The following is a 25,270-nucleotide window of genomic DNA, read 5'->3' on the forward strand; positions in this document are numbered from 1 at the left end:
CAAATCACACGCAAACCAAAACATCAGCCGTTAGCCGCATTCTCGGCCTTTGGTATAAAATAGCCGCCTGAATACGGAGGCAACCATGGCAGGCAAAAATTCACACGACGAACACCACATGCGGCTCGACAAATGGCTGTGGGCGGCACGTTTCTTCAAAACGCGCGGCATGGCGCAGAAGCATATCGAGCTCGGGCGCGTGCTGGTGAACGGCGCGAAAGTGAAAAACAGCAAAAACATCGAGCCGGGCGACACCATCGACCTCACGCTCAACTCCCTGCCCTACAAAATCACCGTGCTCGCGCTCAACCACCAGCGTCGCCCCGCCCCCGAAGCACGCGCCCTCTACGCCGAAGACAGCGCCACCGCCGCCAAACGCGAAGAGCAAAAAGCGCTCGACCAGGCCAGCCGCATCAGCGCCGCCTACCCCGACGGCCGCCCCACCAAACGCGACCGCCGCGAGCTGGACAAACTCAAACGCGGCTGGCAATAGCATTTGCAGCAGCGCAACCCGCCCGCCGTAGAGCAAAAGGCTACCTGAAACCGACACTGCGTTTTCAGGTAGCCTTTAGCGCATAAACAGCCCCTGCTCCCCGATTACCCGACGGCGCAAAAACCATTTATAGTGAATTAAATTTAAATCAGGACAAGGCGACGAGCCGCAGACAGTACAGATAGTACGGCAAGGCGAGCCAACGCTGTACTGGTTTAAATTTAATTCACTATAAAACAGCAAACAAAATTTTGGGCAGCCTGTATAATCCGCCCCCAAACCACACCAACCCAAGGAATGCCAATATGAAACTCGACAATCAACGCAGCAGCAGCAACATCGAAGACCGCCGCAGCCTTGGCGGCGGAGGTGGTGGCGGGGGCGGCGGCAAAATGGGCCTCGCCGGCCTGATTATCGTGCTTATCGGCGCCTATTACGGCGTGGATTTGAGCGGCCTCACCGGCGGCGGCATGCAGATGCCACAAATGCAACAGCAGCAACGCGCCGTCAGCCCAGAAGAAGAGCAGCTGGCGCAGTTCTCCTCGCAAATCCTCGCCACCACCGAAGACGCCTGGGGCGAATATTTCCGCAGCCAGGGCCGGCAATATGTGCAGCCGAAAATGGTGCTCTACCGCGGCAGCACCCCCACCGCCTGCGGCACCGGCCAATCCGCGATGGGCCCGTTCTACTGCCCGGCCGACCAGAAGGTTTACCTCGACCTCTCGTTTTATGACGACATGAAAAACCAGCTCGGCGCAGCGGGCGATGCAGCCTTTGCCTATGTGATTGCCCACGAAGTCGGCCACCACGTGCAAAACCTCGACGGCACCATGGAGCGCGTAAACCGTGCCCGTGCCCGCATGAGCGAGCGCGACGCCAACCGCCTCTCCGTGATGGTGGAGCTGCAGGCCGACTGCCTGGCCGGGGTGTGGGCCAACCGTGCGCAAGCACGCCAGCTGTTTGAACAGGGCGATTTGGAAGAAGCCTTCAACGCCGCCGAAGCCGTGGGCGACGACCGCCTGCAACAGCGCAGTCGCGGCTACGCCGTACCCGACAGCTTCACCCACGGCACCTCCGCCCAACGCCTGCAATGGTTCCGCCGCGGCCTGCAAAGCGGCGACCCGGCGCAATGCGACACCTTCTCCTCTCTGTAAACTCCAATCCAATATCAAAAGGCTACCTGAAACGGTGTATTCCGATTTTCAGGTAGCCTTTTGCCTCAAGGGTGATGCGCTGAATACCGAAGCTTCTGGCGCTGCTTTCCATTGAGTGCTTATCCCTTACCAAGCCTTCTCCTAAGCATTCATCAGAGCAATCCACCCCGCTTAACGCAATTTGCTATTTAATTCCAAACCTACGCCCCAATCCGGCAAGCAGGCTACCTGAAAACCCGTCTGCGGGGCGTAAGCGCCTTGATGGCGGGTTTGCTTTTCGCAGAAACCGTTTTTCAGGTAGCCTGATTGGATGCAAGTTTTGACACAAAAGGCTTGTCAAATGCTTTGCTTCAAGAGTATCTTTGACGCCTTAGCACAAATCACAAGGAAATATCATGGCAAAAGCAGTTCCTGCCGTTTTCGGCAGCGTTTTCCACCGCGAGATGCCGGTGTTGGCTTACACAGATGGCGCATGGCAGCCGGTGCGCTGGCAGCCTTCCGATTCGCTCTCCCTGCCGCCGGGCGCGCACAGCCTGCATTACGGCAGCGAGTGTTTTGAAGGGCTGAAGGCCTTCCGCCAGCAAAACGGCCGTATCGTCATCTTCCGCCCCCAGGCAAACATCGCCCGTATGCAGCAGAGCGCGAAACTGTTGGAGCTGCCCGTGCCGGATGCGCAGGTTTTCCTTTCCGCCATGCTGGAATTGGTGGTACGCGCGGCCGACGAAGTGCCGGATGCGCCCGCCGCCATGTATCTGCGCCCCACGCTTATCGGCACCGACCCGGTAATCGGCAAGGCCGGCGTGGGTTCGTCTTCGGCCATGCTGTATATTTTGGCTTCGCCGGTGGGCGACTATTTCAAAGTGGGTTCGCCGATGAAGCTGCTGGTGGAAACCGAGCGCATCCGCTGCGCGCCGCACATGGGCCGGGTGAAATGCGGCGGCAACTACGCCTCCGCCCTGCAAACCGTGGTGCGCGCCCGCGAGCAATACGGCGCCAACCAGGTACTGTTCTGCCCGAACGGCGACGTGCAGGAAACCGGTGCGTCCAACTTCGTGCTGATTAACGGCAACGAAATCATCACCAAACCGCTCACCGAAGAATTCCTGCACGGCGTAACCCGCGATTCCGTGTTGCGCGTGGCTGCCGATTTGGGCTACCAAGTGAGCGAGCGCAATTTCACCGTGGCCGAATTGCAGGCCGCAGCGGAAAACGGCGCGGAAGCCATCCTCACCGGCACGGCAGCCGTGGTATCGCCGGTAACTTCCTTGGTGATCGACGGCAAGGAAATCGTGTTGCAAAGCCAAGAGCGCGGCACAGCCATCCGCAAGGCGATTACCGACATCCAATACGGCCTGGCCGAAGACCGCTACGGCTGGCTAGTGCCCGTGCCCGAGCGCTGATTGGCTGTTTGTCCCACCCGCTGCCGCATAGTTAAGCGGCGCGAAAACATGTTTTCAGGTAGCCTTATCCTTTTTATCGTCAAAGAGTTTGAGGCTACCTGAAAATTTTTCAGAGTGATAGTGGATTAACAAAAATCAGGACAAGGCGGCGAGCCGAAGACAGTACAGATAGTACGGCAAGGCGAGACAACGCTGTACTGGTTTTTGTTCATTCACTATAGCCGCGGCCGGGATAATGATTGCTTCATACCAGGCAGCAAGCCGCAGGCAGTACGGATAAGTACGGCAAGGCAGGCCGACGCAGTAGGAAGGCAGTATTCCAGCCACCGAGCCATTACCCCGCATCGCGCCGGTAATGGTTCCGGCTATCGGGGCGGACGTTTCAGGTAGCCTGCCGCCCCTTTTGAGCCGCAGCCGCTTTGCCGGCTGCTTCCCACCAACCCGTCCTTTGTTTTTCCCGCAGTTTCGCGGCGTTTGCGCCAGATGGCCGGCAAACGCGCAGGCTGCCAGTTTCCAACCCCCTTTCTCTTGCGAGGTGCCAACTATGGAAAAAATATTGTCCGACCTGGTAAGCACGATTAATTTCGTGCTGTGGGACTACCTGCTGATCTACGCCCTGCTCGGCATCGGCCTCTTTTTCAGCATCTACTTGGGCGTGCCGCAGCTCACCAAGTTCGGCGCGGCGTTCAAATCGGTGTTCGGCGGGCTCTTTGCCAAGAAAGATGCCGCCGACAAAGACCACAAATCGCTGTCGCAATTTCAGGCGCTGGCGGTGGCCGTGTCCGCCCAAATCGGCACGGGCAACGTGGCCGGCGTGGCCACGGCAATTACTGCCGGCGGGCCGGGCGCGGTGTTTTGGATGTGGTTTTCCGCCGTTTTGGGCATGTCCACCATCTTCGCCGAAGCGCTCTTGGCGCAGAAATACCGCGTGGTCAGCCACGGCAAATACATCGGCGGCCCGGCGTTTTACATCACGCACGGGCTCACGCCGAAAATCGGCCGCAGCGCGGCGCGTTTCCTCTCCGCCGGCTTTTCGATTGCGCTGATTATCGCGCTGGGCTTCATCGGCAACGCCACCCAATCCAACTCCATCTCTTCGGCAGTAACCGTGGCCTTCAACATACCGCCTTTGGCGGTGGGCATCGGCTTGGCGGTATTGGCCGGGCTGATTATCGTGGGCGGGGTGGACCGCATTGCCAAAATCGCGCAGTTTGTGGTGCCGTTTATGGCCATCATCTACATCATCTGCGCGATTGTGATCCTGTTCAAATTCTCCAGCCACATCGCGCCGATGTTCAGCCACATCTTCACCGCGGCGTTTAACCCGCAGGCGGTGTTGGGCGGCGCGGCCGGCATCGGTATGCGCGAAGCGGTGCGTTTCGGCGTGGCGCGCGGCCTGTTTTCCAACGAGGCCGGCATGGGTTCCACCCCGCACGCCCACGCCACGGCAGACGTGCAGCACCCCGTGCAGCAAGGCATGGCGGCGTTTGTGGGCGTGTTTATCGACACGCTGCTGGTGTGCACCGCCACCGCGCTGATCATCCTGCTCACCGATGCCGACCAATTGGGTTTGCAGGGCGCGGCGGTAACGCAGCAGGCCTTCGTGATTGCCTTCGGCAGCGGCGGCGCACAGCTCTTGGCGGTGTGCCTCACCTTCTTCGCCTTCACCACTATCATCGGCTGGTACTACTTCGGCGAATCCAACATCCGCTTCCTGTTCCACGGCCGCCATTTGGCCGTCTACCGCACACTGGTGCTGCTGGCCATCATGCTGGGCACGCTGGGCAAGGTGGACGTGGTGTGGAGCTTGTCGGACATGTTCAACGGCTTTATGGTGATTCCCAACTTAATCGCCCTCTTCCTGCTGCGCAAGGAAATCCGCGCGGTGTACGACGATTACCTGGCGCAGAAAAAAGCCGGCGGCGCGCTGTCGTATCACTACGAATTTCATGAGTATCACGAGCAGCAGTAAGCGCGGCAAACAGGCTACCTGAAAACAGAAAGGCTACCTGAAACGATTTTTCAGGTAGCCTTTTTATGGCCAAACCACTTCTCTTCCTAAGGCACCGCTCCGTCTTACCCATACTCCTACAATCCTCTGCGGAACAACGCCTGATGCGGAGAAGATAGCAATACAGTAAGGCAAACCAACGCAGTAGCAAAAGTTATGTTGGTTTGCCTAGTGGAAAACTTAAACCGCAGTCTCCACCTGCCCTGCCACTTCTCTATGCCGATACACCGGATCGGCAGCGGCGGTAAACACCACGTCGGTGGAAGAATTGAGCAGCGTACCGCATGGGTCTTGCACCACGCTGATAATCAGCCCGATGGTAACCATCTGCATCGCCACATCGTTGCTGATATTAAACAAGCTGCATGCCATCGGCACCAACGGCAGCGCCCCGCCGGGAATGCCGGAAGCACCGCATGCGCCGATAACGGCGATAATCACCAGTAAAAAAGCTGTGATGAAATCCACATGGATGCCCAATGTATGCACTGCGGCCAGCGTCAGGATAGTGATGGTAATCGATGCGCCTTCCATATTCATGGTGGCACCCAGCGGGATGGTTACCGCATAGGTTTCCTCATTCAGCCCCAGCTTTTTGCACAAATTCAGATTAACCGGGATATTGGCCACCGAGCTGCGGATAACGAAAGCAATCAGCCCGCTCTCTTTCAGGCAAGTCCACACCAGCGGATACGGATTTTTGCGGATTGCAAAAAACACAATCAGCGGATTCAGCACCAGCGCCATAAACGCCATCGCGCCCACAATCGCCAGCAGCACATGCAGATAGGCCGCCAGGTTTTCCAAACCGGTGCTCACAAACGCGTGCAGCGTCAGCCCGAAAATGCCGATGGGGGCGAGGCGGATAATCCAATACATCACCTTGTTTACCGCATCGGAAATGTTTTGCAGAAAATTGCGCGTAGGCTCGTCGGCAGCGCGCAAAGCCAAGCCCAACACCAAGGCCCAAGCCAAAATGCCGATGTAGTTGGCGTCTGCCAAGGCCTGTACCGGATTGGTCACGATTTTGAGCAGCAGGTTTTGCAGCACCTCGCCAAACCCGTTCGGAATCGGCTTATCCGCCACATCCACCCCGTTGAGCGGCACAAAAGACGGGAATGCAAAGCTTACTGCCACCGCCAGCAATGCCGCCACCGCCATGCCCACCACATACAGCACAATCACCGGCCGGATATTCGAATTCATGCCCTTGCGGTGTTGCGCCACAGCCGACACCACCAGCGTGAACACCAACAACGGCGCAATCGCCTTGAGCGCACCCACAAACAGCGAGCCCAACAGATTGCCTGCCGACGCCACCACACTGCTGCCACCGGCAAAACGCACCAGCAAACCCAGCGCAACGGCGCCGAAAAAAGCAAAGGTAATTTGCGAAGCCAAGCCCCATTTGGGCAAAAGCCGTTTCCATTCTAAAGACATTTCCTTCTCCTTCAATCTATAGTGAATTAAATTTAAACCAGTACAGCGTTGGCTCGCCTTGCCGTACTATTTGTACTGTCTGCGGCTCGCCGCCTTGTCCTGATTTAAATTTAATCCACTATAATTCTAGGGCGATGAAACCCAAACGTCTTTTTCATGATAGAAGAAGAGGAAGGCCGCTAGAAATACTTTTTGTTACTGTTTATATAATCAAAAATTCTATGGGCGGAAACAAAGAGGCTACCTGAAATCTTTCAGGTAGCCTCTTCCTCAGCCGAGCAGCTTACTCCTGCCCGCCGCCCTTGTCTTCCGGCAGCCGCAGGACGGACACGATCAAGCCGCCCCAGATCACCACCAGCGCCACCACCATCATCACAATCGCAATCGTGCTCATTGTTCATCTCCTTCGGTTTCAACAGGGGGTTCTTGCAGTTTGTCTTCGTGTTTCCACGGCAGAAGGGAGAGCAGGAAGGCAAGCACCAGCACGCCGATGGCCGTGCCCCAGCCGTAGATATTCACAAACCAGGCCGGGTAGTCTTCATAGCCTTCGGTGAGCAGCGAGCGCGTGTCGGTGAAGAGCATGGTGCCCAACACCAGGGGCGTTACCGCGCCCACAAACAGCAGCCAGGTTTTGCCCACTTTCAGCGAAGAAGTCTTGTTGATGTGGCGGGAGAGCACGCCCAGATGGCGGCTCAGCACCACGCACAACACATACAGGAAACCAGCGGCCACGATGCCGTAGGTATTCACAAATTTATCCAGCACATCCAACACCGGCAGGCCGGTGGTGGTGCCGAACAGCAGCACGGAAGCCGTCATCATCGGCACGCCCACCGTCAAAGTGGCGGCCACGCGGCCGATTTTCAGTTTGTCCTGCACCGCCGCAATCACCACTTCCAGCACGGAAATCAGCGAAGTGAGCCCGGCGAACACCAGCGAGCCGAAAAACAGCAGGCCAATCAGCGCACCGGCCGGTGCCTGATTGATGATGGTGGGAAACGCGATAAAGGCCAGGCCGATGCCGCCGGCGGCCACATCGCCCACCTGCTGCCCGTTGGCCGTGGCAATAAAGCCCAGCGCGGCAAACACGCCGATACCGGCCAGCAATTCGAAGCTGCTGTTGGCAAACGCCACCACCATGCCGGTGCCGGTTAAGTCCGAATCACGTTTCATGTAGGAAGAATAAGTAATCATGATGCCGAAGCACACCGAGAGCGAGAAGAAAATCTGCCCATAGGCCGCCACCCACACTTCCGAGCTGGCCAGCTTGCTCCAATCCGGGGTAAACAATACGTCCAAACCCTTGGCCGCGCCCGGCAAAAACAGCGCAATCCCCACCAAGAGCACAAACATCACCACCAACAGCGGCATAAAGAAAGTGGACGCGCGCGCCACGCCTTTTTGCACGCCGAAGGCCAAAATCAGCAGCGTAGCCAGCCACACCAGCACCAGCGGCACGGTTACCTGCGCCACAAACTGCATTTGCGCCGACACATCCGAAGCCATCTGCAAATAGTCTTTAAAGAAGAAATCGGCGGGATTCGCGCCCCAGGCCGCATTGAGCGAATAATAGGTGTAGCTGGCCGCCCAGCCCAAAATCACCGCGTAGTAAAGCCCGATGAGCACGTTTACCAACACATTCCACCAGCCGATGGTTTCAAACCGGCGGTCGAGGCGGCGGAAAGCCAAAGGCGGCGAGCCGCGATAGCGGTGGCCCACTGCATAATCGAGAAACAAAAGCGGGATGCCCGCCGTGAGCAGCGCCACCAAATACGGCAGGATAAACGCCCCGCCGCCGTTTTTATACGCCACATAGGGAAAGCGCCAGATATTGCCCAAACCCACCGCCGAGCCGATGGCGGCAAACATAAACGCCCGCCGGCTGGAGAAGGTTTCGCGCTTGGAATTTTGCGGATTAGACACGTTCGAATACCTCTTAAAATGTGAATGGCGGCCATTTGCCAAAGCTCAGCGGCCGCCGCAACTTATATAGTGAATAAATTTAAACCAGTACAGCGTTGCCTCGCCTTGCCGTACTATCTGTACTGTCTGCGGCTCGCCGCCTTGTCCTGATTTAAATTTAATTCACTATACATCAACAACGATTTTGCAAGCAATCGTAAAGAATCGCCCCCGTTCGGTCAAGCACCGCACCACCAAATACTGGCAATTTTATTTATCCAAACTAAAAATACAAACAATAAAACACTGACCAGCCACAGCAAAACAAGGCTACCTGAAAACCAAATGCCACGCATTGGCAGGAATATGCTTTAATTGGCCAATCGGTTTTTGCTGCGCAGAAACGCGTCGTACTCGTTTTCAGGTAGCCTCAAGCCGCGTTTTTCTTCAGCGAGCCCAAATAAATCGCCGCCAAAGTCAGCGCCGCGCCAACCCACTGCCAGCCGTTAATCGGCTTATCCAGCAGAAAATAATCAATCAGCAGCGCCGCCACCGGCTCGGAAAGCAACAGCAGCCCGGTGAGCGAGAGCGACAGCAGCGGAATCGCATAGGCAATCAAGCCCCAGGCAAAGCATTGCATCACCACGCCATACACCAGCACCAGCCCCACATCGCGCCAGTTTGCCGGATACAGCGCCCCGCTGTCGAACAATAGCGACGGCGCCACCAATGCCAACGCCCCGCCCGCGCTGAGCACCATCATCATCGGAAACAGCGCCACCCGCTCCGCCTCATGCGTTTTGCGTACAAACACCATCGACAGCGCCAGCATCGCCCCCGAAGCCGTGCCGCTCGCAAACCCCCACACCGCCTTGCCGTTGTGCCCGAACTCCGGGCTGCCGATGAGCGCCACCCCGCCCACTGCCAACAGCAGGCTCGCCAGCTGCAACTTACCCAAGCGTTCACCGTAAAAAATCACGCCGATGGCCGACAAGAAAAAAATCTGCAAGCTGTTGAGTAGCGTGGAAATACCCGGCCCCACCGCATGGATGCTCTCGTGCCAAAGCGCCAAATCGAAGGCCAGGCACACCCCCGCCAACGCAGCAAAGCGCAACGCCCGGCGGCTCTGCGGCAGCTTCTGCCCGAAACGGCGCATCAGCAGCCAAAACACCAACGCCGCCACCGCCAGCCGCCAAAGCGCCACTGCATACGGGCCCACCTGCACGAATTTCACAATCAGGCTGCCCAGCCCGAACACCACGCAGCCCAACACCAACAGCGGCGCGGCATAAGAAATAGTTACTTGTTTCATCTCAATTCTTCCAAAGACAAAGGCTACCTGAAAACTTCGCTTCGGTTTTCAAGTAGCCTTTATAGCCGCACCCGGTGCGCCTACACAATCCGCGCTTTGAGCAAATCGTGCATATTCAGCGCGCCCAACAGCCTGCCTGCCTCATCGCACACCGGCAAGCCGTTCACGCGGTTTTGCTGCATGGTTTTCAGCGCCTCGGTGGCCAGGCGGTTCGGTGTGATGGTTTTCGGCTGCGCACCCATCACGGCTTGGGCGGTGAGGCCGGAGAAGTCGCGCTGCTGCTGGAACAGGCGGCGCAAATCGCCGTCGGTAAAAATGCCTTTCAGGTAGCCCGCCTCGTCGGCCACGGCCACCATGCCCAGGCCTTTTTCGCTCATGCACACAATCAGGTCGGCAAAAGGCGTATCCGGGCGCACCACGGGCAGTTCGTCGCCTGTGTGCATCACATCGGCCACTTGCAGCAGCAGGCGTTTACCCAGGCTGCCGGCGGGATGGCTCAGCGCAAAATCGTCTCTCGTGAAGGCGCGGGCACGCAGCAGCGCTACGGCCAGCGCGTCGCCCAAGGCCAGCGCGGCGGTGGTGCTGCTGGTGGGCGCGAGGCCGAGTGGGCAGGCTTCCTGCGGCACGGCCACGGTGAGGTGGATGTCGGCATGGCGCGCCAGCGTGGATTCGGGGCGGCCGGTCATGCCAATTAACGTGATGTTCTTGCGCTTGAGCGCGGGCAGGATCACGGCGATTTCGTCGCTCTCGCCGGAGTTGGAAATGGCCAGCACCACGTCGCCGTCCACAATCATGCCCAAATCGCCGTGCGCGGCTTCGGCCGGGTGCACGAAAAAGGCGGGCGTGCCGGTGGAGGCCAGCGTGGCGGCGATTTTGCGCCCGATGTGCCCGCTCTTGCCGATGCCGCTCACCACCACGCGGCCTTCACAGGCCAGCATGGCTTCGCAGGTGCGGGAAAAACTGCCGTCCAACGAGTCGGACAGGGCGCGCAGCGCATCGGCTTCTATCGCCAGCACTTCGCGGGCGTGGGCAAGATATTGTTGTTCACTCATCATTCTTCTTTCTTCATTCCGGCTTGCGGCGGCCGCCGGAATCAGGTAATTTCCAAAATTTACACATTCAGCAGAGGCTCAAGATATGGCTATTTTGCAGGAAGTCAAACAGCTCGGCCAGCAAATTTGGCTCGACAACCTTTCCCGTTCGCTCGTGCGCTCCGGCACGCTGGCTAAGTTGCAGCAAAGCGGCGTGAGCGGGGTTACCTCCAATCCGGCCATCTTCCGCCAAGCGCTGGCCGGCGATGCATTATACACAGCCGAAATCGCCCAATTAAAGCAGCAGCCGCTTTCTGCGAAGGCGCGCTACGAAACCCTGGCCGTGGCCGACGTTCAGGCCGCCTGCGATGTGTTTGCCGCACAGTTTGCGGCAGAAGGCAACAGCGGGCTGGTGAGCCTCGAATGCGACCCCGCGCTCTCGCACGACACCGAAGGCACCATTGCCGAAGCGTGCCGCCTGTGGAATTTGATCGGCCGCCCCAACGCCATGATTAAAATCCCCGCCACCGATGCCGGCCTCGCCGCCCTGCCCGCCTTGGTGGCCGACGGCATCAACATCAACCTGACCCTGCTGTTCTCCCGCGCCCAAACCCTATGCGCCTACCAAGCCTATCAGCAAGGCTTGGCGCAACGCGCAGGTCAGGCCGCGCCGCAGCTGGTGGCCAGCTTTTTCATCTCCCGCATCGACACCGCGCTCGACCCGCAGCTGCCGCCGCACCTGCAAGGCAAAACCGCGCTGGCCCTGGCGCAAGCCGCCTATCGGGATTGGCAGCAATTCTTCGGCCAGCCAAGCGATGCCGTGCCCACCGCCCGCCTGCTCTGGGCCAGCACCGGCGTGAAAAACCCCGCCTACCCCGATACCCTGTATGTGGACAACCTGATTGCCCCGCACACCGTCAATACCCTGCCCGATGCCGTGCTGCAAGCCTTTACCAACCACGGCCGCGCCGCCGACGCCCTTTCCCGCCCTGCCGCGCCCGCGCAGCCGGTTCTGGATGAAGTCGCCGCCCTCGGCATCGACCTCGAAGCCTTGGCCGCCAAGCTCCAGCAAGACGGCCTCGCCCAGTTTGAGCAGGCCTTTGCCCAAATGCTCGCCCCGATGGCCGATTAGGCGAAAGGCTACCTGAAACCGCCACTCCATTTTTCAGGTAGCCTTCATCCAATCATCAATACAACACACACATGAACAACCCCATCGAAATCTACCAAAGCGCAGACGGGCAGACCCAAGTGGAAGTCCGCTTCAACACCGACACCGTATGGCTGTCGCAAGCGCAGATGGCACATCTGTTTGACACCAGCACCGACAACATCGGTCTGCACCTGAAAAACATCTATGCCGAAGCCGAGCTGGAAGAAAAAGCAACTACCGAGGATTACTCGGTAGTTCGCGCCGAAGGCAAACGCCGGGTAACGCGGCAAATCAAACACTACAATCTGGATGCAGTGCTTTCCGTGGGTTACCGCGTAAAATCAAAAAATGCCACCCAGTTCCGCCGCTGGGCCACCGCCCGCCTGAAAGACTACCTGCTCAAAGGCTACGCGCTCAACCAACAACGCCTGCAGCAAAATGCCGACGAGCTCACACACGCCTTGCAGCTGATTCAAACCACCGCCGCCTCGCCCGCCCTCACACTGGAAGCCGGCCGCGGCTTGGTCGATATCGTCAGCCGCTACACCCAAACCTTCCTCTGGCTGCAACAATACGATGAAGGCCTGCTGCAAGAGCCGGCAGGCGAAAACGGCGGTAGCCTGCCCACGCCCGAAGCCGCACGCCGCGCCCTGAGCCAGCTCAAAACCGAACTCATCGCCCGCGGCGAAGCCAGCGACCTGTTTGCCCGCGAACGCGAAGACGGCTTAGCCGCCATTCTCGGCAACCTCGCGCAAAGCGTATTCGGTGCGCCCGCCTACCCCAGCATCGAAAGCAAAGCCGCCCATCTGCTCTACTTTATCGTGAAAAACCATCCCTTTGCCGACGGCAATAAGCGCAGCGGCGCTTTCCTGTTTGTTGATTTCCTACACCAAAACCGCCGCCTGTTCAACGCAGACGGACACGCCGTCATCAACGATACCGGCCTGGCCGCACTCACCCTGTTGGTGGCCGAATCCGCGCCCGCGCAAAAAGACACCCTTATCCGACTCATTATGCACATGTTGCAACACCACCCCAACCCGTAACCTTACCATTATCATTATGAACCGCCATCTCCTCCCCGACCCCCGCCCCTATCCCGCCGATCCGGTAAAAAACGAACTGCTGCTGCATGCCGAAGCCGTGGCCGCCAACCGCTCCCGCGCACAAAACAAACTCTCCGGCGACACGCTGCACAGCCTGATTTTCCAAATGCTGCAATCGCGCCACCTCACCCCCCTCTCCGTGGCGCTCACCATGGCGCCGAGCGATGCCGTTTACCGCGCCCTGTGGCAGGCCATGGAGCAAACCCTGCGCCCCGCCGCTGCCGAAGAAACCGGCTGGATCGCCCTGCCCGTGGTGCTCGTGGCCGGCTGCAACCAGGCCGTAGCCCTGCCCGCCGCCCTCAATGCCGCCGCGCTTCAGGCCAAACTGGCCGAATTCGAGCCCACCCGCCATCTGGCGCAAACCGTGTGGCTGCCCGCGCTGCTCACCGCCGAGCAAATCAGCCGCATCAAGCTGGAGCAATGGTTTGCCGCCAAACAAAGCCTTGCCGCCGCCGAACAGTTTGCCGCCGCGCAAACCGGCGCCGCAGAAATCGCCATCCCCTCCGGGCAGAGCGTGCACGTGGTGTACGCCTTGGGCTACAACGCGCCCAAAGCCCCCGGCAAACTCGGCCAGGCCGCCCTGCCCCTGATGCAATATTGGCAGGAACGCTTCGCCCGGCCCGGCCTCACCCTGTTTGCCAACCCGCTCGACCCCGCCGCCCCGCTCGAGGCCATCCGCAACGGCAGCCACACCCGCCAGCGCATGGCGCTGGACGTATTCTCCGCCAACGCCATCCGCGCCGTGCGCCTGCAAAGCCCGCGCGTCGGCGTGGCTGTGGCCGCCCAAGAAGGCGGGCAGATTGTGTTCAGCTTCAGCGCCACCGACAACAGCTACGGCTTGGTGCCGCAAACCTTCCGCTGGCAGCTCGCCCCCACCGACTCCGTAGACACCGTGGTGCAAAACTTCCTCGACCTGATGGCCGAATGCCAAGTGGAACACATCCGCCTGCTGCGCGACATCCTGCCCGAAAACGCCGCCATGCCCGATTATCCCCAAGCGCTGGAGTTAGACGGCTTCAACCCGCTGTTTAGCGAAGCGCCGCAGTAAACCCATCCGTTTTTCAGGTAGCCTCTATTCCCAATAAAGGCTACCTGAAAAACCATAGCGAATAAGCCGAACCCCCACGGCGGCAGCGGTCTGCCACCTTGCAGCAAAAGCGTGCTCATCCGCCAGCCGCGCTATCTGCCGTCCCGCTGTTCAACAGGCTACCTGAAAATGCTAAAATCGCGCTTTGTCATCCCAACCAGATAATAGTGGACTAAAATAAAAATGAGACAAGGCGGCAACGCCCGCCGTGTACGGGTAGTACATAAGGGCGTTGGCAACGCCGTATCATTGCAATTTCAATCCACTAAATAAGGAAAACAATATGGCCGGCCATAGCAAATGGGCAAATATCCAACACAAAAAAGCCCGCGTTGATGCCCAACGCGGCAAAATCTTCACCAAACTGATCAAAGAAATCACCGTAGCCGCCCGCCTCGGCGGTGGCGACCCCGCTTCCAACCCCCGCCTGCGCCTGGCCATGGACAAAGCCTGGGACGCCAACATGCCCAAAGACAACGTCCAACGCGCCATCGACAAAGGCACAGGCAACCTCGAAGGCGTGGAATACATCGAACTGCGCTACGAAGGCTACGGCATCGGCGGTGCCGCCCTGATGGTGGACTGCCTCACCGACAACAAAACCCGCACCGTGGCCGACGTGCGCCACGCCTTCAGCAAACACGGCGGCAACCTCGGCACTGACGGCTGCGTCGCCTTCAACTTCAAACACCAAGGCTACCTCCTGTTCGGCCCCGACACCGAAGAAGACGCCCTGATGGAAGCCGCCCTCGAAGCCGGCGCCGAAGACGTCGTTGCCCACGACGACGGCTCGTTCGAAGTCATCACCGCCCCCAACGACTGGGCCGGCATCAAAGCCGCGCTCGAAACCGCCGGCTTCAAAGCCGAAGACGGCGACGTGACCATGCGCGCCCAAAACGAAGCCGTGCTCACCGGCGAAGACGCCGCCAAAATGCAGCGCCTGATCGACGCCCTCGAAGCGCTGGACGACGTACAAGACGTGTACACCTCCGCCGTGCTGGAGCTCGAGTAAACAGGCAAAGGCTACCTGAAAGCGGGCAATCATCGCTTTCAGGTGGCCTTATCCCATGCCTTATCGGTTTTCAGGTAGCCTCTCAAGCACACACAGTCCGCGCACGAATGCCCGACACTGCCACACCAAACCACTACCCGAAATGATGTTTCGGCGCATTCGAAGCAGAGTTTCTGCAGAGCGAACCAATGTTCCCCTACACCGATTCGAGCAAACACCCATGACCTGGCTTCCCCTCTCCCAGCTCGACGAAACCGAACACAGCTGGCGCATCCAAGGCAACACCGTCCAATTCGGCGGCACCGGCACCTACCGCAAACTGCGCGGCTGCGACCCCGCCACCTTCGAAGTATTCGTCGAACCGGGCAGCCTGATTGCCCGCGACCGCAACCACGTCTACCACGGCGCCGAACTGCTTTCCGCCGTGCAGCGCGACAGCTTCACCCATCTCGGCGAGGGCTACTGGCGCGACGCCGATGCCATATATTGCGAATACGAAACCGCCCTGCGCCCGCTCAACGGCAGCGATGCCGCCACCTTCCGCCATCTCGGCGAAGGCTACGCCGCCGACCGCGCACAAGCCTACTATGGCGGCAGCAAAATCCAATCCGCCAATCCCCTGGCACTCCGCCTGCTTCACGGCCTCTACGCCGCCGACGGCGACACCGTCTTCTTTGACGGCAAACCCCTGAAAGGCAGCGACCCGCAAACCTGGCGCGAAGCAGCGGGCGAAGCAGGCAGACACGGCTTTTCCCACGACGGCAAACACGTCTATATACTGCGAACGCAAACTCCCCCGCGCCGATGCCGCCACTTGGCAGCACCTGCACGACACCCTTTCCAAAGACGGAAAACGCGTCTACAAAACCAACCGCATCCTGCCCGATGCAGACCCTGCCGAATGGGACGCCGCCAAAGCCGCCGCCCACGCCGCCGAAGAATCCGCCCGCCGCGCCGAAAACTCCGCCAAAATGAGCGAACTGCTGAAAAACCTTTGGCAAAACGGGTAAACCGACTAAGCCAAAGGCTACCTGAAAACACTCCCCCAACCGCCTTCAGGTAGCTCATACCTTACCCACAACGGAAAACCCATGAAACAAGCCTTCACCTACACCGACGGCAAATCCCGCAAATTCTGGATAATCGACCCCGCAGGCAGCGACATCATGGTCAATTTCGGCAAACTCGGCACCGCCGGCCGCTACCAAATCACCGAATACGGCAGCGAAGCCGAATGCCAAAAGGCCGCCGCCAAACTCATCACCCAAAAAACCAAAAAAGGCTACCGGCCTGCGCCCGATTTCGACTTTGCCGCCCGCCTGTATTTTGACGACGAAGAGTTCGGTCCGCACCCTAAAACCTCGCACCCCAACTTCGTCCGCCATTTTGCCGACAGCATTTATTACGACTGCGGCGACGAAGAAGCCCCGTTCGGCAGCGACGAAGGCAGCGACACCCTCTACGAACTTGCCCAAGCCTTCCGCAAAAACCCCGATTTGGACACCGCCGCCTTCCCGCAAAAACTCATCTGCCAATACTGGGGCATGGACTACCTGCCGCCCGCCGCAGGCCAAACCGCCGACAGCATTGCCGAACTGTGCCGCGACAACGAAACCGAAGCCTATCAAACCGACAAAGCCATCATCGCCACCGCCTTCGGCAGCATCAAAATTTCAGGTAGCCTGCACCCCGAACTGCACCGCCTCGCCCTGCTCGCCATACAGCGGCTCGACCTACTGGCGCAACTGCGCGGCTGGCACACCGCAGGCACGCCGTCTGAAACCGGCCGCCAAATGGCAGACGACCTGCAACGCTTCGCCGCCGACAACTTAAAATGCCCGGATATGCCGAAATAGGATTAACGAACCAACCCGCAAACCGGCACCCCGCCCTCCTACCCATATTTTCAGGTAGCCTCTAAAGAGCCCGCCCCATGACCCAGCTAAAAGACCCCGCCCTCCTACACACCCGGTGCTACATCAACGGCCAATGGCTTGATGCCGACAGCGGCCGCACCATCACCGTATCCAACCCCGCCACCGGCGAAACCATCGGCAGCGTGCCCGATATGGGCGCGGCGGAAGCCGAACGCGCGGTGGCTGCCGCCCAAGCCGCCCTGCCCGCCTGGCGCGCGCTCACGGCCAAACAGCGCAGCCAAGTCCTGCGCCGTTGGTTTGATTTGATGATGGAGTCGCAGGAGGAACTCGCCACCCTGCTCACACTGGAGCAAGGCAAGCCTCTGGCCGAGTCGCGCGGCGAAATTGCCTATGGCGCGTCCTACATCGAATGGTATGCCGAAGAAGCCAAGCGCGTGTACGGCGACACCATCCCCGGCCCCGCGCCTGACAAGCGTATTTTGGTGCTCAAGCAGCCCGTCGGCGTGTGCGCCGCGATTACGCCGTGGAACTTCCCCAACGCCATGATCACGCGCAAAGCCGCACCCGCGCTGGCCTCCGGCTGCACCTTCGTCATCCGTCCCGCCTCGCAAACGCCGTTTTCCGCACTGGCCATTGCCGCCTTGGCCGAACGTGCCGGCATTCCGGCGGGCGTGTTCAACGTAATCACCGGTTCGTCGCGCGAAATCGGCCGCGTGCTCACCGAAAGCGATACGGTGAAGAAATTCAGCTTCACTGGCTCCACCGCCGTCGGCCGACAACTACAGGCGCAATGCGCTTCCACCATCAAGAAAACCTCGATGGAGCTGGGCGGCAACGCGCCGTTTATCGTGTTCGACGATGCCGACCTCGATGCCGCCGTCTCCGGCGCGATTGCCTGCAAATTCCGCAACGCCGGCCAAACCTGCGTGTGCGCCAACCGCATCTATGTGCAAAGCGGTGTGTATGACGAATTTGTCCGCAAATTCGCTCAAGCGGCAGGCTACCTGAAAGTGGGCAACGGCTTGGAAAGCGGCACGGAATGCGGCCCGCTGATTGATGAGGCCGCGCTGTCCAAAGTGGAAGAACACCTGGCCGACGCGCTCGCCCACGGCGGCGAAGTAGTTGCCGGCGGCGCGCGCCACCCGGCAGGCAAACTCTTCTTCCAGCCCACCGTTATCCGCCACGCCCATGCCGGCATGAAAGTGGCACGCGAAGAAACCTTCGGCCCGCTCGCCCCCGTGTTCCGTTTCGAGAACGAGGCAGACGTGTTGCAACAGGCCAACGCCACCGAATACGGCCTGGCCGCCTATTGCTACACCCGCAGCCTAGGCACGGCCACGCGCATGATGGAAGGCTTGGTGTACGGCATGGTCGGCATCAACACCGGCGTGATTTCCAACGAAGCCGCCCCCTTCGGCGGCGTGAAGCAATCAGGCATCGGCCGCGAAGGCGGCAAATACGGGCTGGACGAATATTTGGCAACCAAATACGTGATGCTGGCGGTTTAAGCGGCAGGCTACCTGAAAAGCATCCGCCTCAACGCAGTGAAACGATGATTGGCGCAGCCAAGGCTCGGTTTCTGCAAAACGAAAGCACGGCACAAATTTTCAGGTAGCCTGTGCGCCAGTCCTTTATAATGTGCATATTCGCACGGCGGGCTAAAGCAAAATCCGGCACACAGCCATAGCAACTCCAGCCGCAATCATCATCTCAATAACGAATTAAGATTTTCAGGTAGCCCCAGAGGCTACCTGAAAACGGAAAGCGCAAATGAAATTTATCGACGAAGCCAAAATCGAAGTCGCCGCCGGGCGCGGCGGCAACGGCGCGGTCAGCTTCCGCCGCGAAAAATACGTGCCGCGCGGCGGGCCGGACGGCGGCGACGGCGGGCGCGGCGGCAGCGTGTTCGCCGTGGCCAACGAAAACGTAAACACGCTGGTGGAATACCGTTTCGTGAAACGCTATCAGGCCAAAAACGGCGAAAGAGGCCACGGCTCCGACCGCTACGGCGCCGGCGCCGACGATATCGAGCTGCAAATGCCGGTGGGCACGCTGATCCGCGATGCCGACACCGGCGAAATCGTGGCCGACCTCACGCGGCACGGCCAGCGCATTTGTCTGGCGCGCGGCGGCAAAGGCGGCTTGGGCAACATCCATTTCAAGTCCTCGGTAAACCGCGCACCCAAACAGGCCACGCCCGGCGAACCCGGCGAAGCGCGCCGATTGCTGTTGGAATTGAAAGTGTTGGCCGACGTCGGCCTGTTGGGCATGCCCAATGCCGGTAAATCCACCCTAATCCGCGCCGTGTCCGCCGCCCGCCCCAAAGTGGCCGACTATCCCTTCACCACGCTGCACCCCAACCTGGGCGTGGTGCGCGTGGACGAAAGCCAAAGCTTTGTGATGGCCGACATCCCCGGCCTGATTGAAGGCGCGGCCGAAGGCGCCGGGCTGGGGCACCGCTTTTTGAAACACCTTTCGCGTACCGGCCTCTTGCTGCACGTGGTAGACTTGGCCCCGTTCGACGAAGCCGTCAGCCCCGCCGCCGAAGCGCTGTCCATCATCAACGAGCTGAAAAAATACGACGACGAACTGTTCGGCAAACCGCGCTGGCTGGTGCTGAACAAATTGGATATGCTCACGCCGGAAGAGGCTGCCGAACGCAAAGCCGAATTCCTCGAAGCCGTCGGCTGGAACTACCCCGCCCCCGGCGAACCCAGCTTCGATTGGCAAACCCCGCGCCTATTTGAAATCAGCGCACTCGCCCAACAGGGCACGCAGGAATTGGTGCGGCAAATCGGGCAGTATTTGGCCGAGAAGAAACAACTGGCCGCCGCAGAGGCTAACCAACAGACCGATGCTGCACCGCAAATTTTAGAAACCAACGATTATTCGGTGTTGCAGCCGGAATAATTTTATGTAAAGGAAATATCATGATTGTAGGAAAACTTATCAACTGGGTTATCGTGATCGGTGTGGCATACGGCTCATATCAATACCTAAGCACCGGGGATGTTACCTTTGGTGGCCCATCTAAAGAAACTGTGCTCAAATTGGCCAATCAGGCCAACCGCAACTTAGGTCCTAAAGAACACCTAACCACAGGCCATGCTTGTGTGAGAAAAGGTGGCGGCATGATCAAACAAGGTATTTTTCACTGCGAAATCAGGCTATTCAATGGTTTAGCCTCCTACGATACCCCTCCAAAAGCAACCTATACAATCTCTCTCACCAAACGAAACCGCCAATGGCAAGTTATTCACCAATCGCCGTATAAACCCTTTACCAACACGCTGTAAGCATACGGCATCCTCGTGCTGGCTTCACTGCTTATCACAACAAAAGGACAGCCCATGAAACCTCTAGCCTACCTCCCCGCCCTATTGCTGCTAGCCGCCTGCGCCCCGCAAGAGCATACCGCGCCAGCCTCTACCCCGGCTGCCGCCCCCACAGTTGCTGCCTCCCAGCCTACCGCATCAGCTGCTTCCACCGCTGCACAACCCGACGCCCAATGGATCGGCCGCTACTACGGTGTGCTGCCCTGCGCCTCTTGCGAAGGCATCGAAACCACCTTGATATTGCAAGAAGACGGCAGTTACCGACTCACCGAAACCTATAAGCAGCGCCAGCCGTTTACTGAAAAAACCGATGGCCGCTTCACTTGGCGCAAGCCACAAGAAGTATTCCAGCTCGACAAAGCCGGCGGCGAGCGGCTCTACCAAATCGGCAACGGCCAGATTTGGGCGCTGGATGCCGATGGCAAACAAGTGGAAGGCGAACTGGCCAACCTCTACATCCTGAAGCAGACCGTCAGTCAGCTTTAACCCGAAAAGAAATCCGGCCTTGGATCGGCCAAATCATTTCAGGTAGCCTTTATGCCTGCCCGCGCATAAAAGAGGCTACCTGAAATTTTCACTGCACCAAACCAAACACCACACGCCATGCCCCAGATCACCACCCACAGCACCCGCTTCACCCTGCAGGAAGGCGAAACCCTGCTCGAAGCCTTGGAGCGCACCGGCCACGAAATCGAATACCAATGCCGCAGCGGCTATTGCGGCTCCTGCCGCGTCAAACTTCTATCCGGCAACGTTGCATACCGGGAAAGCCCGCTGGCCATGCTCCTGCCCAACGAAATCCTCACCTGCTGCTGCACAGTGAAAGAAGATATCCGCATCGACTGCCGACAACGGCAAGCCGAACCGGATTTATTCGACCGAGACCTGTTTGCCGAAAACAACAACTAACCGGCAACTCCTCTACGCCAAAGGCTACCTGAAAGTTTTTCAGGTAGCCTTTGCTGCAAATAGGCACAGGAAATACTTGAGGCACAAACGTTCATCGATAGCAGGCCAACACTGCAGCGAAAGTTAAGTGGGCCTGCAATGCAGCCCAATCACTTCGCACAGCCCCAACCATAGGCTACCTGAAAAACCCAAACCAAACCCGCCGCCTGTCCACTCGGAAACAGGCGGCGGGTTGAGGTATCGGGCTTGCCGTTTAGAAGGGTTGTTTCTATATAAGGAAAGAATGAAAAAATAAAACTCTTTGTTTCAACACGGCTTCGAAATCGCCCGCCAGTTTGTCGGGTGTGCCGACCACGCCGAGCGAGCAGGTGTTGTCGCCGAAAGGGATTGTCCAAAACCATACGTCGCGGTGCTGCGGGTGGGTGGTAATCAGGATTTTGTTGCGGTCAAAATCGGCTTCGGCGGCGATGTTGTCGGTGATGCGCGTGAAATGCGCCATGCGAACGCTGCGCCGTTTTTAAACTGAAAGCCTTTCTCGGCGCGCACGGCATCGGCAAAACCGGCTTCTTCCAGCATTTCCATGCAGTGCGGCAGCAGGCTCTCGCCAATCACAAAGCGCGGAAAATGCTGTTTTTCCAGCGCGCATACTTTGAAGCCCTGTTTGTTAAGCAGGGCGGAGGCAACCGAGCCTGACGGGCCTGCGCCGATAACGGCAACATCAAATTGGGTGTGGGACATAATGAAACTCCTTTCGCAGATAAATTGGTTTGGCATAAAGGCGTAATTATAGAATCTTGCAAGGCAGCCTGAAAATGGGGGAATGGGGTTTCAGGCTGCTTTTTGTTGAGTGGGTTGGGCAATTGATGCACGGATAATGCCCGATTTGCTTTACTTCAATAAAAAAAGCAGTCTGAAAGGCCGTCTGAAAACTTTTCAGACGGCCTTTTACCTTACTTCGTAGCAATGTTCACTTCCGCCGACATCCCCGGCGCGAGGCGTTCCAAATCCTGTTGCCCTGCGTCAAATACGATTTTTACGGCGATGCGTTGGACGATTTTGACGAAGTTGCCCGTGCCGCTGTCGGCTTTAATCAGGCTGAATTCGGAAGCGGTGGCGGGCGAGATTTCGGCGACTTTGCCGCTGAACGCCTTGCCGCCGAGTGCGTCGATACTCACGCTGGCACTCTGCCCGATTTTCACGTTGGCCATATCGGTTTCTTTGATGTTGGCGATGATCCAGCGTTCGGGCGGCACGACGGACATCAGCTGCGTGCCCGCGCTCACAAGCTGCCCTTGTTTGACGTTGACTTCGCCGAGTTTGCCGCTGGCGGGCGCGTAAATCACAGTATGCCCCAAATCCTGTTTTGCCAAGTCCAGCAGGGCTTGCGCGTTGGCGATGCCCGCCTGTGCGCCCTCGCGCCCTACGCCCGTGTTGATGATGTTCTGCTGCGCCACGGCGTATTGCTCCTGCGCCTGTTTCAGGCCCGCTTCGGCTTGTTTAACGGCGGTTTGCGCGGCATCGCGGCTGCTTTGCGACACGGCATCGGCACTCACCGCCTGTATGCGCTGCCATTCGCGGCGGGCGCGGTCAAGCTGGGCGCGGGCGTTGTCAATCGCGGCTTGGTTGGCTTTGGAGACGGCGAGGGCGGAGGCTTTGTCCTGCGCGGTTTTGTTCAACGCCGCCTGCGGCCCCGCCAGCCCAGCTTCGGCTTGGGCGACTTTGGCGCGGTAGGGCGCGGGGTCGATTTCCACCAGCGGCTGCCCTGCTTTTACGTTGTCAAAATCGTGCACCAGCACTTTCTGCACATAGCCGCCCACGCGCGGGCTGACGGCGGTTACGCTGCCGCGCACATAGGCGTTGTTGGTGTAAACCTCGCCCATGCCGAAGGGCGGCAGGCGGAAGGCATACAGGGCAAGCACCACGCCGATTGCGCTGGCGGCGAGTATGCCGATGCTGCCGAAACGGTGTTTTTCAGGCTGCCATTGGGCGGGCTCTTGCGGCTCGGACGGGGTTTCAGACGACGTTTCAGGCTGCATCTCGGGCTGCGGCACGGCGGTTTTTTGGGATTCGGTGTCGGGTTGTTCGGGGGTGTCGGGTTGGGACATTTTTTGCTTTCCGTTGATTTGGGGGTTGATTCGGTTAATGGGTTGGTGCGGTGGTTTTCAGGCTGCCTTTAATGCCGTCTGAAACCCTATTTCCCCAACACCGCAAACACTTTCGCCTTCTCCGCCGCCAGAATATCAATCTTGTAATAACGGCGGTACAGCCACAGGGCGACGGCGACGAGGGTCGATACCGCCGCCATCGCCGCCAGCAGCGCGAACAGGTCGCTGTATGCCGCCACCGACGCTTCTTTGCCCGCCTGCGCGGTGATTTGCGAGACGGCGCGGCCTTGCAGCAGCACCGGGTCGGAGAGGGTGGCGGAGAGGGCGGCGGCGTTGCGCTGGATGTCGGCGGCGAGCGCGGGGTTGGAGAGGGTCAGGTTTTGCGCGATGGCGGCGAGGTGGTCGCGGGTGCGGTAAGTTAAAAACGCGCTGAATGCCGCCGCACCCGCCAGCCCGCCGAGGGTTTGCGACAGGCCGAACACGGCGGAGAAGCTCATCATGTGGTCGGGGCTTTTCGCCAGCGCGCGCAGTGCGCCTTCAAGCATCATCGGCCCCATAAACAGCAGCGAGGCAAAGGCAACGATAAACTGGCTGAAATAAAGTTGCGCGGGGCGGGTCTGCATGCCCACGCCGATTTCCAGCCACGCACCGAGGGCGAAACAGGCGAGCGCAACCATCACGGGGCGGCGGATGTCGTTGATATCCAGCAAAATCAGGCTGCCGACCACACCCGCCAGCATTCCGCCCGCAACAATCAGGTAAAACGTGCTCATCTGCGCGCTGCCCACGCCCACCGCGCCCATCAGCCCCGCCGCGCCGACGGTCTGCTCCGAGGTCAAGAGCCGCGCCATCGTGCCCATCACGGCGAAGATGAGGATTTGCGGCACGGTCATCCAGTGCCAGTCCAGCATCGGCTTGTGCCGCGTCGATTCGATGTACAACGCCAGCCCCGTCAGCCCCACTCCGCCCGCGAGCAGCCAGCCGAGCCACTGCGTCGTCCACCACACCGTGCGCCCCTGCACGAGAAAGGCGCACAACAGCGCAATGCCCGAAGCAAACAGGGTAAAGCTGAGCGCGTCGGTCAGCGTGAACGATTTGCGCACGGTGATGCCGGGCGGCAGCGGCAGGGCGAACAGGCAGGCGGTGCAGGCGAGCGCGAGAGTAGCCTGAAAGGCGAACACGCCGTTGAGGTCGCCGTCGCCATACAGCAGCGGCACGAGGCTCTGCGCCAGCGGCGTGCCGACCTGCATCAGACCCAGCCCGAACACCAGCCCGACCAGCTTTTTCGTGCCGGTAAAGCCCTGCATCATGTAGTAAATCGACAGCACCAGCAGGCCGCTGGCGGCGATGGCGGCGGCAACACACGCGATGAGTTCCACTTCGTAATGGTGATAAACCAGTTGCAGTAGGCTGGCGGCAAGCTGGGCGAACAGGGTGATGCGGACGAAGCGTTGCAGGCCATACGCCTTGCGGACTTTGAAAAAGAGGACGCTCATGCAGGCGTAAGCCATGAAATACGCCGCCTGAATCCAGCCGCCCTGCTGCAAATCGAGCGACAAATCGCCGCGCAGCTGCGGCAGCGAGGCGGTGAGCAGCCCGTTTTGGAAGCCCGACGACAGCGCGAGTAATAAACCGATGGCAAGATACGCGAGCCGCCGCTTTTTCGGATGCTCGGGCGAGGCGGGCGAACCCGGCATAAAGGGCATTTCATGCGGCTTGAAGGTGTAGCCGCCGGATTGCAGGGGCATGGGGAGTCCTTATGGGTGGGTCGGGTAGGGATGCCCGACTAGCTTGCTGGTTTTCAGGTAGCCTTTGCGTTTCAGGCTGCCTCAAACTTTCGTCATTCCCGCGCAGGCGGGAATCTTGTTCGGGTTTCGGCGGCAGTGGTTTTTGCTGCCTTTTGATGCGGCTCAACCAAGATTCCCGCCTGCGCGGGAATGACA

At 59.3% G+C, this 25,270-nt stretch carries 22 protein-coding genes and 2 pseudogenes; 16 read left to right on the top strand and 8 right to left on the bottom strand.

The features are described from left to right. Positions 1–85: 85 nt before the first annotated feature. The 5 genes and pseudogenes from A7Q00_RS06020 (at position 86) to A7Q00_RS06035 (ending at position 5,019) form a co-directional block, all read left to right on the top strand. On the top strand, positions 86–493 hold the full coding sequence (locus A7Q00_RS06020) for an RNA-binding S4 domain-containing protein (protein WP_179946203.1): 408 nt from the start codon (positions 86–88) through the stop codon (positions 491–493). 116 nt (positions 494–609) lie between these two features. Next, a pseudogene (locus A7Q00_RS13465) lies at positions 610–725 on the top strand (IS5/IS1182 family transposase); the annotation flags it as partial. A 73-nt stretch (positions 726–798) separates the two neighbouring features. Continuing rightward, a complete protein-coding gene (gene ypfJ, locus A7Q00_RS06025) occupies positions 799–1,647 on the top strand; it encodes a KPN_02809 family neutral zinc metallopeptidase (protein WP_064089696.1) in 849 nt (282 codons plus the stop codon). 395 nt (positions 1,648–2,042) lie between these two features. Beyond that, on the top strand, positions 2,043–3,047 hold the full coding sequence (gene ilvE / locus A7Q00_RS06030) for a branched-chain-amino-acid transaminase (RefSeq protein WP_064089697.1): 1,005 nt from the start codon (positions 2,043–2,045) through the stop codon (positions 3,045–3,047). 544 nt (positions 3,048–3,591) lie between these two features. Continuing rightward, a complete protein-coding gene (locus A7Q00_RS06035) occupies positions 3,592–5,019 on the top strand; it encodes an alanine/glycine:cation symporter family protein (protein WP_064089698.1) in 1,428 nt (475 codons plus the stop codon). A 219-nt stretch (positions 5,020–5,238) separates the two neighbouring features. Here the strand turns inward: A7Q00_RS06035 and sstT are convergent, their stop codons facing one another. The 5 genes from sstT to A7Q00_RS06055 all read right to left on the bottom strand — a co-directional run bounded on the left by sstT (position 5,239) and on the right by A7Q00_RS06055 (position 10,767). Beyond that, a complete protein-coding gene (gene sstT, locus A7Q00_RS06040; protein ID WP_064089699.1) occupies positions 5,239–6,498 on the bottom strand; it encodes a serine/threonine transporter SstT in 1,260 nt (419 codons plus the stop codon). Between the two features lie 283 nt (positions 6,499–6,781). Further along, entirely contained in the window at positions 6,782–6,892 is a 111-nt protein-coding gene (locus tag A7Q00_RS12845; protein ID WP_082887770.1) for a methionine/alanine import family NSS transporter small subunit, read from the bottom strand. Continuing rightward, on the bottom strand, positions 6,889–8,421 hold the full coding sequence (locus tag A7Q00_RS06045) for a sodium-dependent transporter (RefSeq protein WP_064089700.1): 1,533 nt from the start codon (positions 8,419–8,421) through the stop codon (positions 6,889–6,891). The genes A7Q00_RS12845 and A7Q00_RS06045 overlap by 4 nt, the downstream gene beginning before the upstream one ends. 409 nt (positions 8,422–8,830) lie before the next feature. Next, a complete protein-coding gene (locus A7Q00_RS06050; protein ID WP_064089701.1) occupies positions 8,831–9,712 on the bottom strand; it encodes a DMT family transporter in 882 nt (293 codons plus the stop codon). An 80-nt stretch (positions 9,713–9,792) separates the two neighbouring features. Continuing rightward, positions 9,793–10,767: a KpsF/GutQ family sugar-phosphate isomerase gene (locus tag A7Q00_RS06055; protein ID WP_064089702.1), complete on the bottom strand. Its 975-nt coding sequence runs from the start codon at positions 10,765–10,767 to the stop codon at positions 9,793–9,795. An 82-nt stretch (positions 10,768–10,849) separates the two neighbouring features. Here A7Q00_RS06055 and tal point away from each other — a divergent pair, with 82 nt between their 5' ends. From tal to yfaE, 11 genes are all read left to right on the top strand, one after another. Continuing rightward, positions 10,850–11,875 carry a transaldolase gene (tal, locus tag A7Q00_RS06060; protein ID WP_064089703.1) on the top strand — a complete coding sequence of 342 codons (1,026 nt, stop codon included), beginning with the start codon at positions 10,850–10,852 and terminating at the stop codon, positions 11,873–11,875. Positions 11,876–11,946: 71 nt separating this feature from the next. Continuing rightward, entirely contained in the window at positions 11,947–12,942 is a 996-nt protein-coding gene (locus A7Q00_RS06065) for a virulence RhuM family protein/type II toxin-antitoxin system death-on-curing family toxin (RefSeq protein WP_064089704.1), read from the top strand. Between the two features lie 16 nt (positions 12,943–12,958). Beyond that, positions 12,959–14,050, top strand: coding sequence for a hypothetical protein (locus A7Q00_RS06070; protein WP_064089705.1), 1,092 nt, complete (start codon positions 12,959–12,961; stop codon positions 14,048–14,050). 322 nt (positions 14,051–14,372) lie between these two features. Next, the gene (locus A7Q00_RS06075) at positions 14,373–15,101 is read left to right on the top strand and encodes a YebC/PmpR family DNA-binding transcriptional regulator (RefSeq protein WP_003822885.1); all 729 of its coding nucleotides are present in this window, start codon (positions 14,373–14,375) and stop codon (positions 15,099–15,101) included. 220 nt (positions 15,102–15,321) lie between these two features. Continuing rightward, a complete protein-coding gene (locus A7Q00_RS06080) occupies positions 15,322–16,164 on the top strand; it encodes a DKNYY domain-containing protein (protein WP_064089706.1) in 843 nt (280 codons plus the stop codon). 28 nt (positions 16,165–16,192) lie between these two features. Beyond that, complete coding sequence (locus tag A7Q00_RS06085; protein ID WP_064089707.1) at positions 16,193–16,957, top strand: WGR domain-containing protein; 765 nt, start codon at positions 16,193–16,195, stop codon at positions 16,955–16,957. 77 nt (positions 16,958–17,034) lie between these two features. After that, on the top strand, positions 17,035–18,486 hold the full coding sequence (locus A7Q00_RS06090; protein ID WP_064089708.1) for an NAD-dependent succinate-semialdehyde dehydrogenase: 1,452 nt from the start codon (positions 17,035–17,037) through the stop codon (positions 18,484–18,486). 262 nt (positions 18,487–18,748) lie between these two features. Further along, positions 18,749–19,888 (top strand): GTPase ObgE, encoded by a 1,140-nt coding sequence (gene obgE / locus A7Q00_RS06095; protein ID WP_064089709.1) that lies wholly within the window; start codon positions 18,749–18,751, stop codon positions 19,886–19,888. Between the two features lie 20 nt (positions 19,889–19,908). Continuing rightward, a complete protein-coding gene (locus A7Q00_RS06100; protein ID WP_064089710.1) occupies positions 19,909–20,274 on the top strand; it encodes a hypothetical protein in 366 nt (121 codons plus the stop codon). Positions 20,275–20,328: 54 nt separating this feature from the next. After that, positions 20,329–20,799 carry a copper resistance protein NlpE gene (locus A7Q00_RS06105; RefSeq protein WP_064089711.1) on the top strand — a complete coding sequence of 157 codons (471 nt, stop codon included), beginning with the start codon at positions 20,329–20,331 and terminating at the stop codon, positions 20,797–20,799. A 117-nt stretch (positions 20,800–20,916) separates the two neighbouring features. Beyond that, positions 20,917–21,222, top strand: a complete 306-nt coding sequence (yfaE, locus tag A7Q00_RS06110; protein ID WP_064089712.1) for a class I ribonucleotide reductase maintenance protein YfaE — start codon at positions 20,917–20,919, stop codon at positions 21,220–21,222. Positions 21,223–21,517: 295 nt separating this feature from the next. Here yfaE and A7Q00_RS06120 read toward each other — a convergent pair. The 3 genes and pseudogenes from A7Q00_RS06120 to A7Q00_RS06130 form a co-directional block, all read right to left on the bottom strand. Further along, positions 21,518–21,960 (bottom strand): annotated as a pseudogene (locus tag A7Q00_RS06120) (NAD(P)/FAD-dependent oxidoreductase); the annotation flags it as partial. Positions 21,961–22,172: 212 nt separating this feature from the next. Next, positions 22,173–23,327 (bottom strand): HlyD family secretion protein, encoded by a 1,155-nt coding sequence (locus A7Q00_RS06125; RefSeq protein ID WP_064089715.1) that lies wholly within the window; start codon positions 23,325–23,327, stop codon positions 22,173–22,175. An 86-nt stretch (positions 23,328–23,413) separates the two neighbouring features. Further along, complete coding sequence (locus A7Q00_RS06130; RefSeq protein ID WP_064089716.1) at positions 23,414–25,075, bottom strand: MFS transporter; 1,662 nt, start codon at positions 25,073–25,075, stop codon at positions 23,414–23,416. Positions 25,076–25,270: the final 195 nt, after the last annotated feature.

The sequence above is a fragment of the Eikenella halliae genome (assembly GCF_001648475.1).
Taxonomy (GTDB): Bacteria; Pseudomonadota; Gammaproteobacteria; order Burkholderiales; family Neisseriaceae; genus Eikenella; species Eikenella halliae.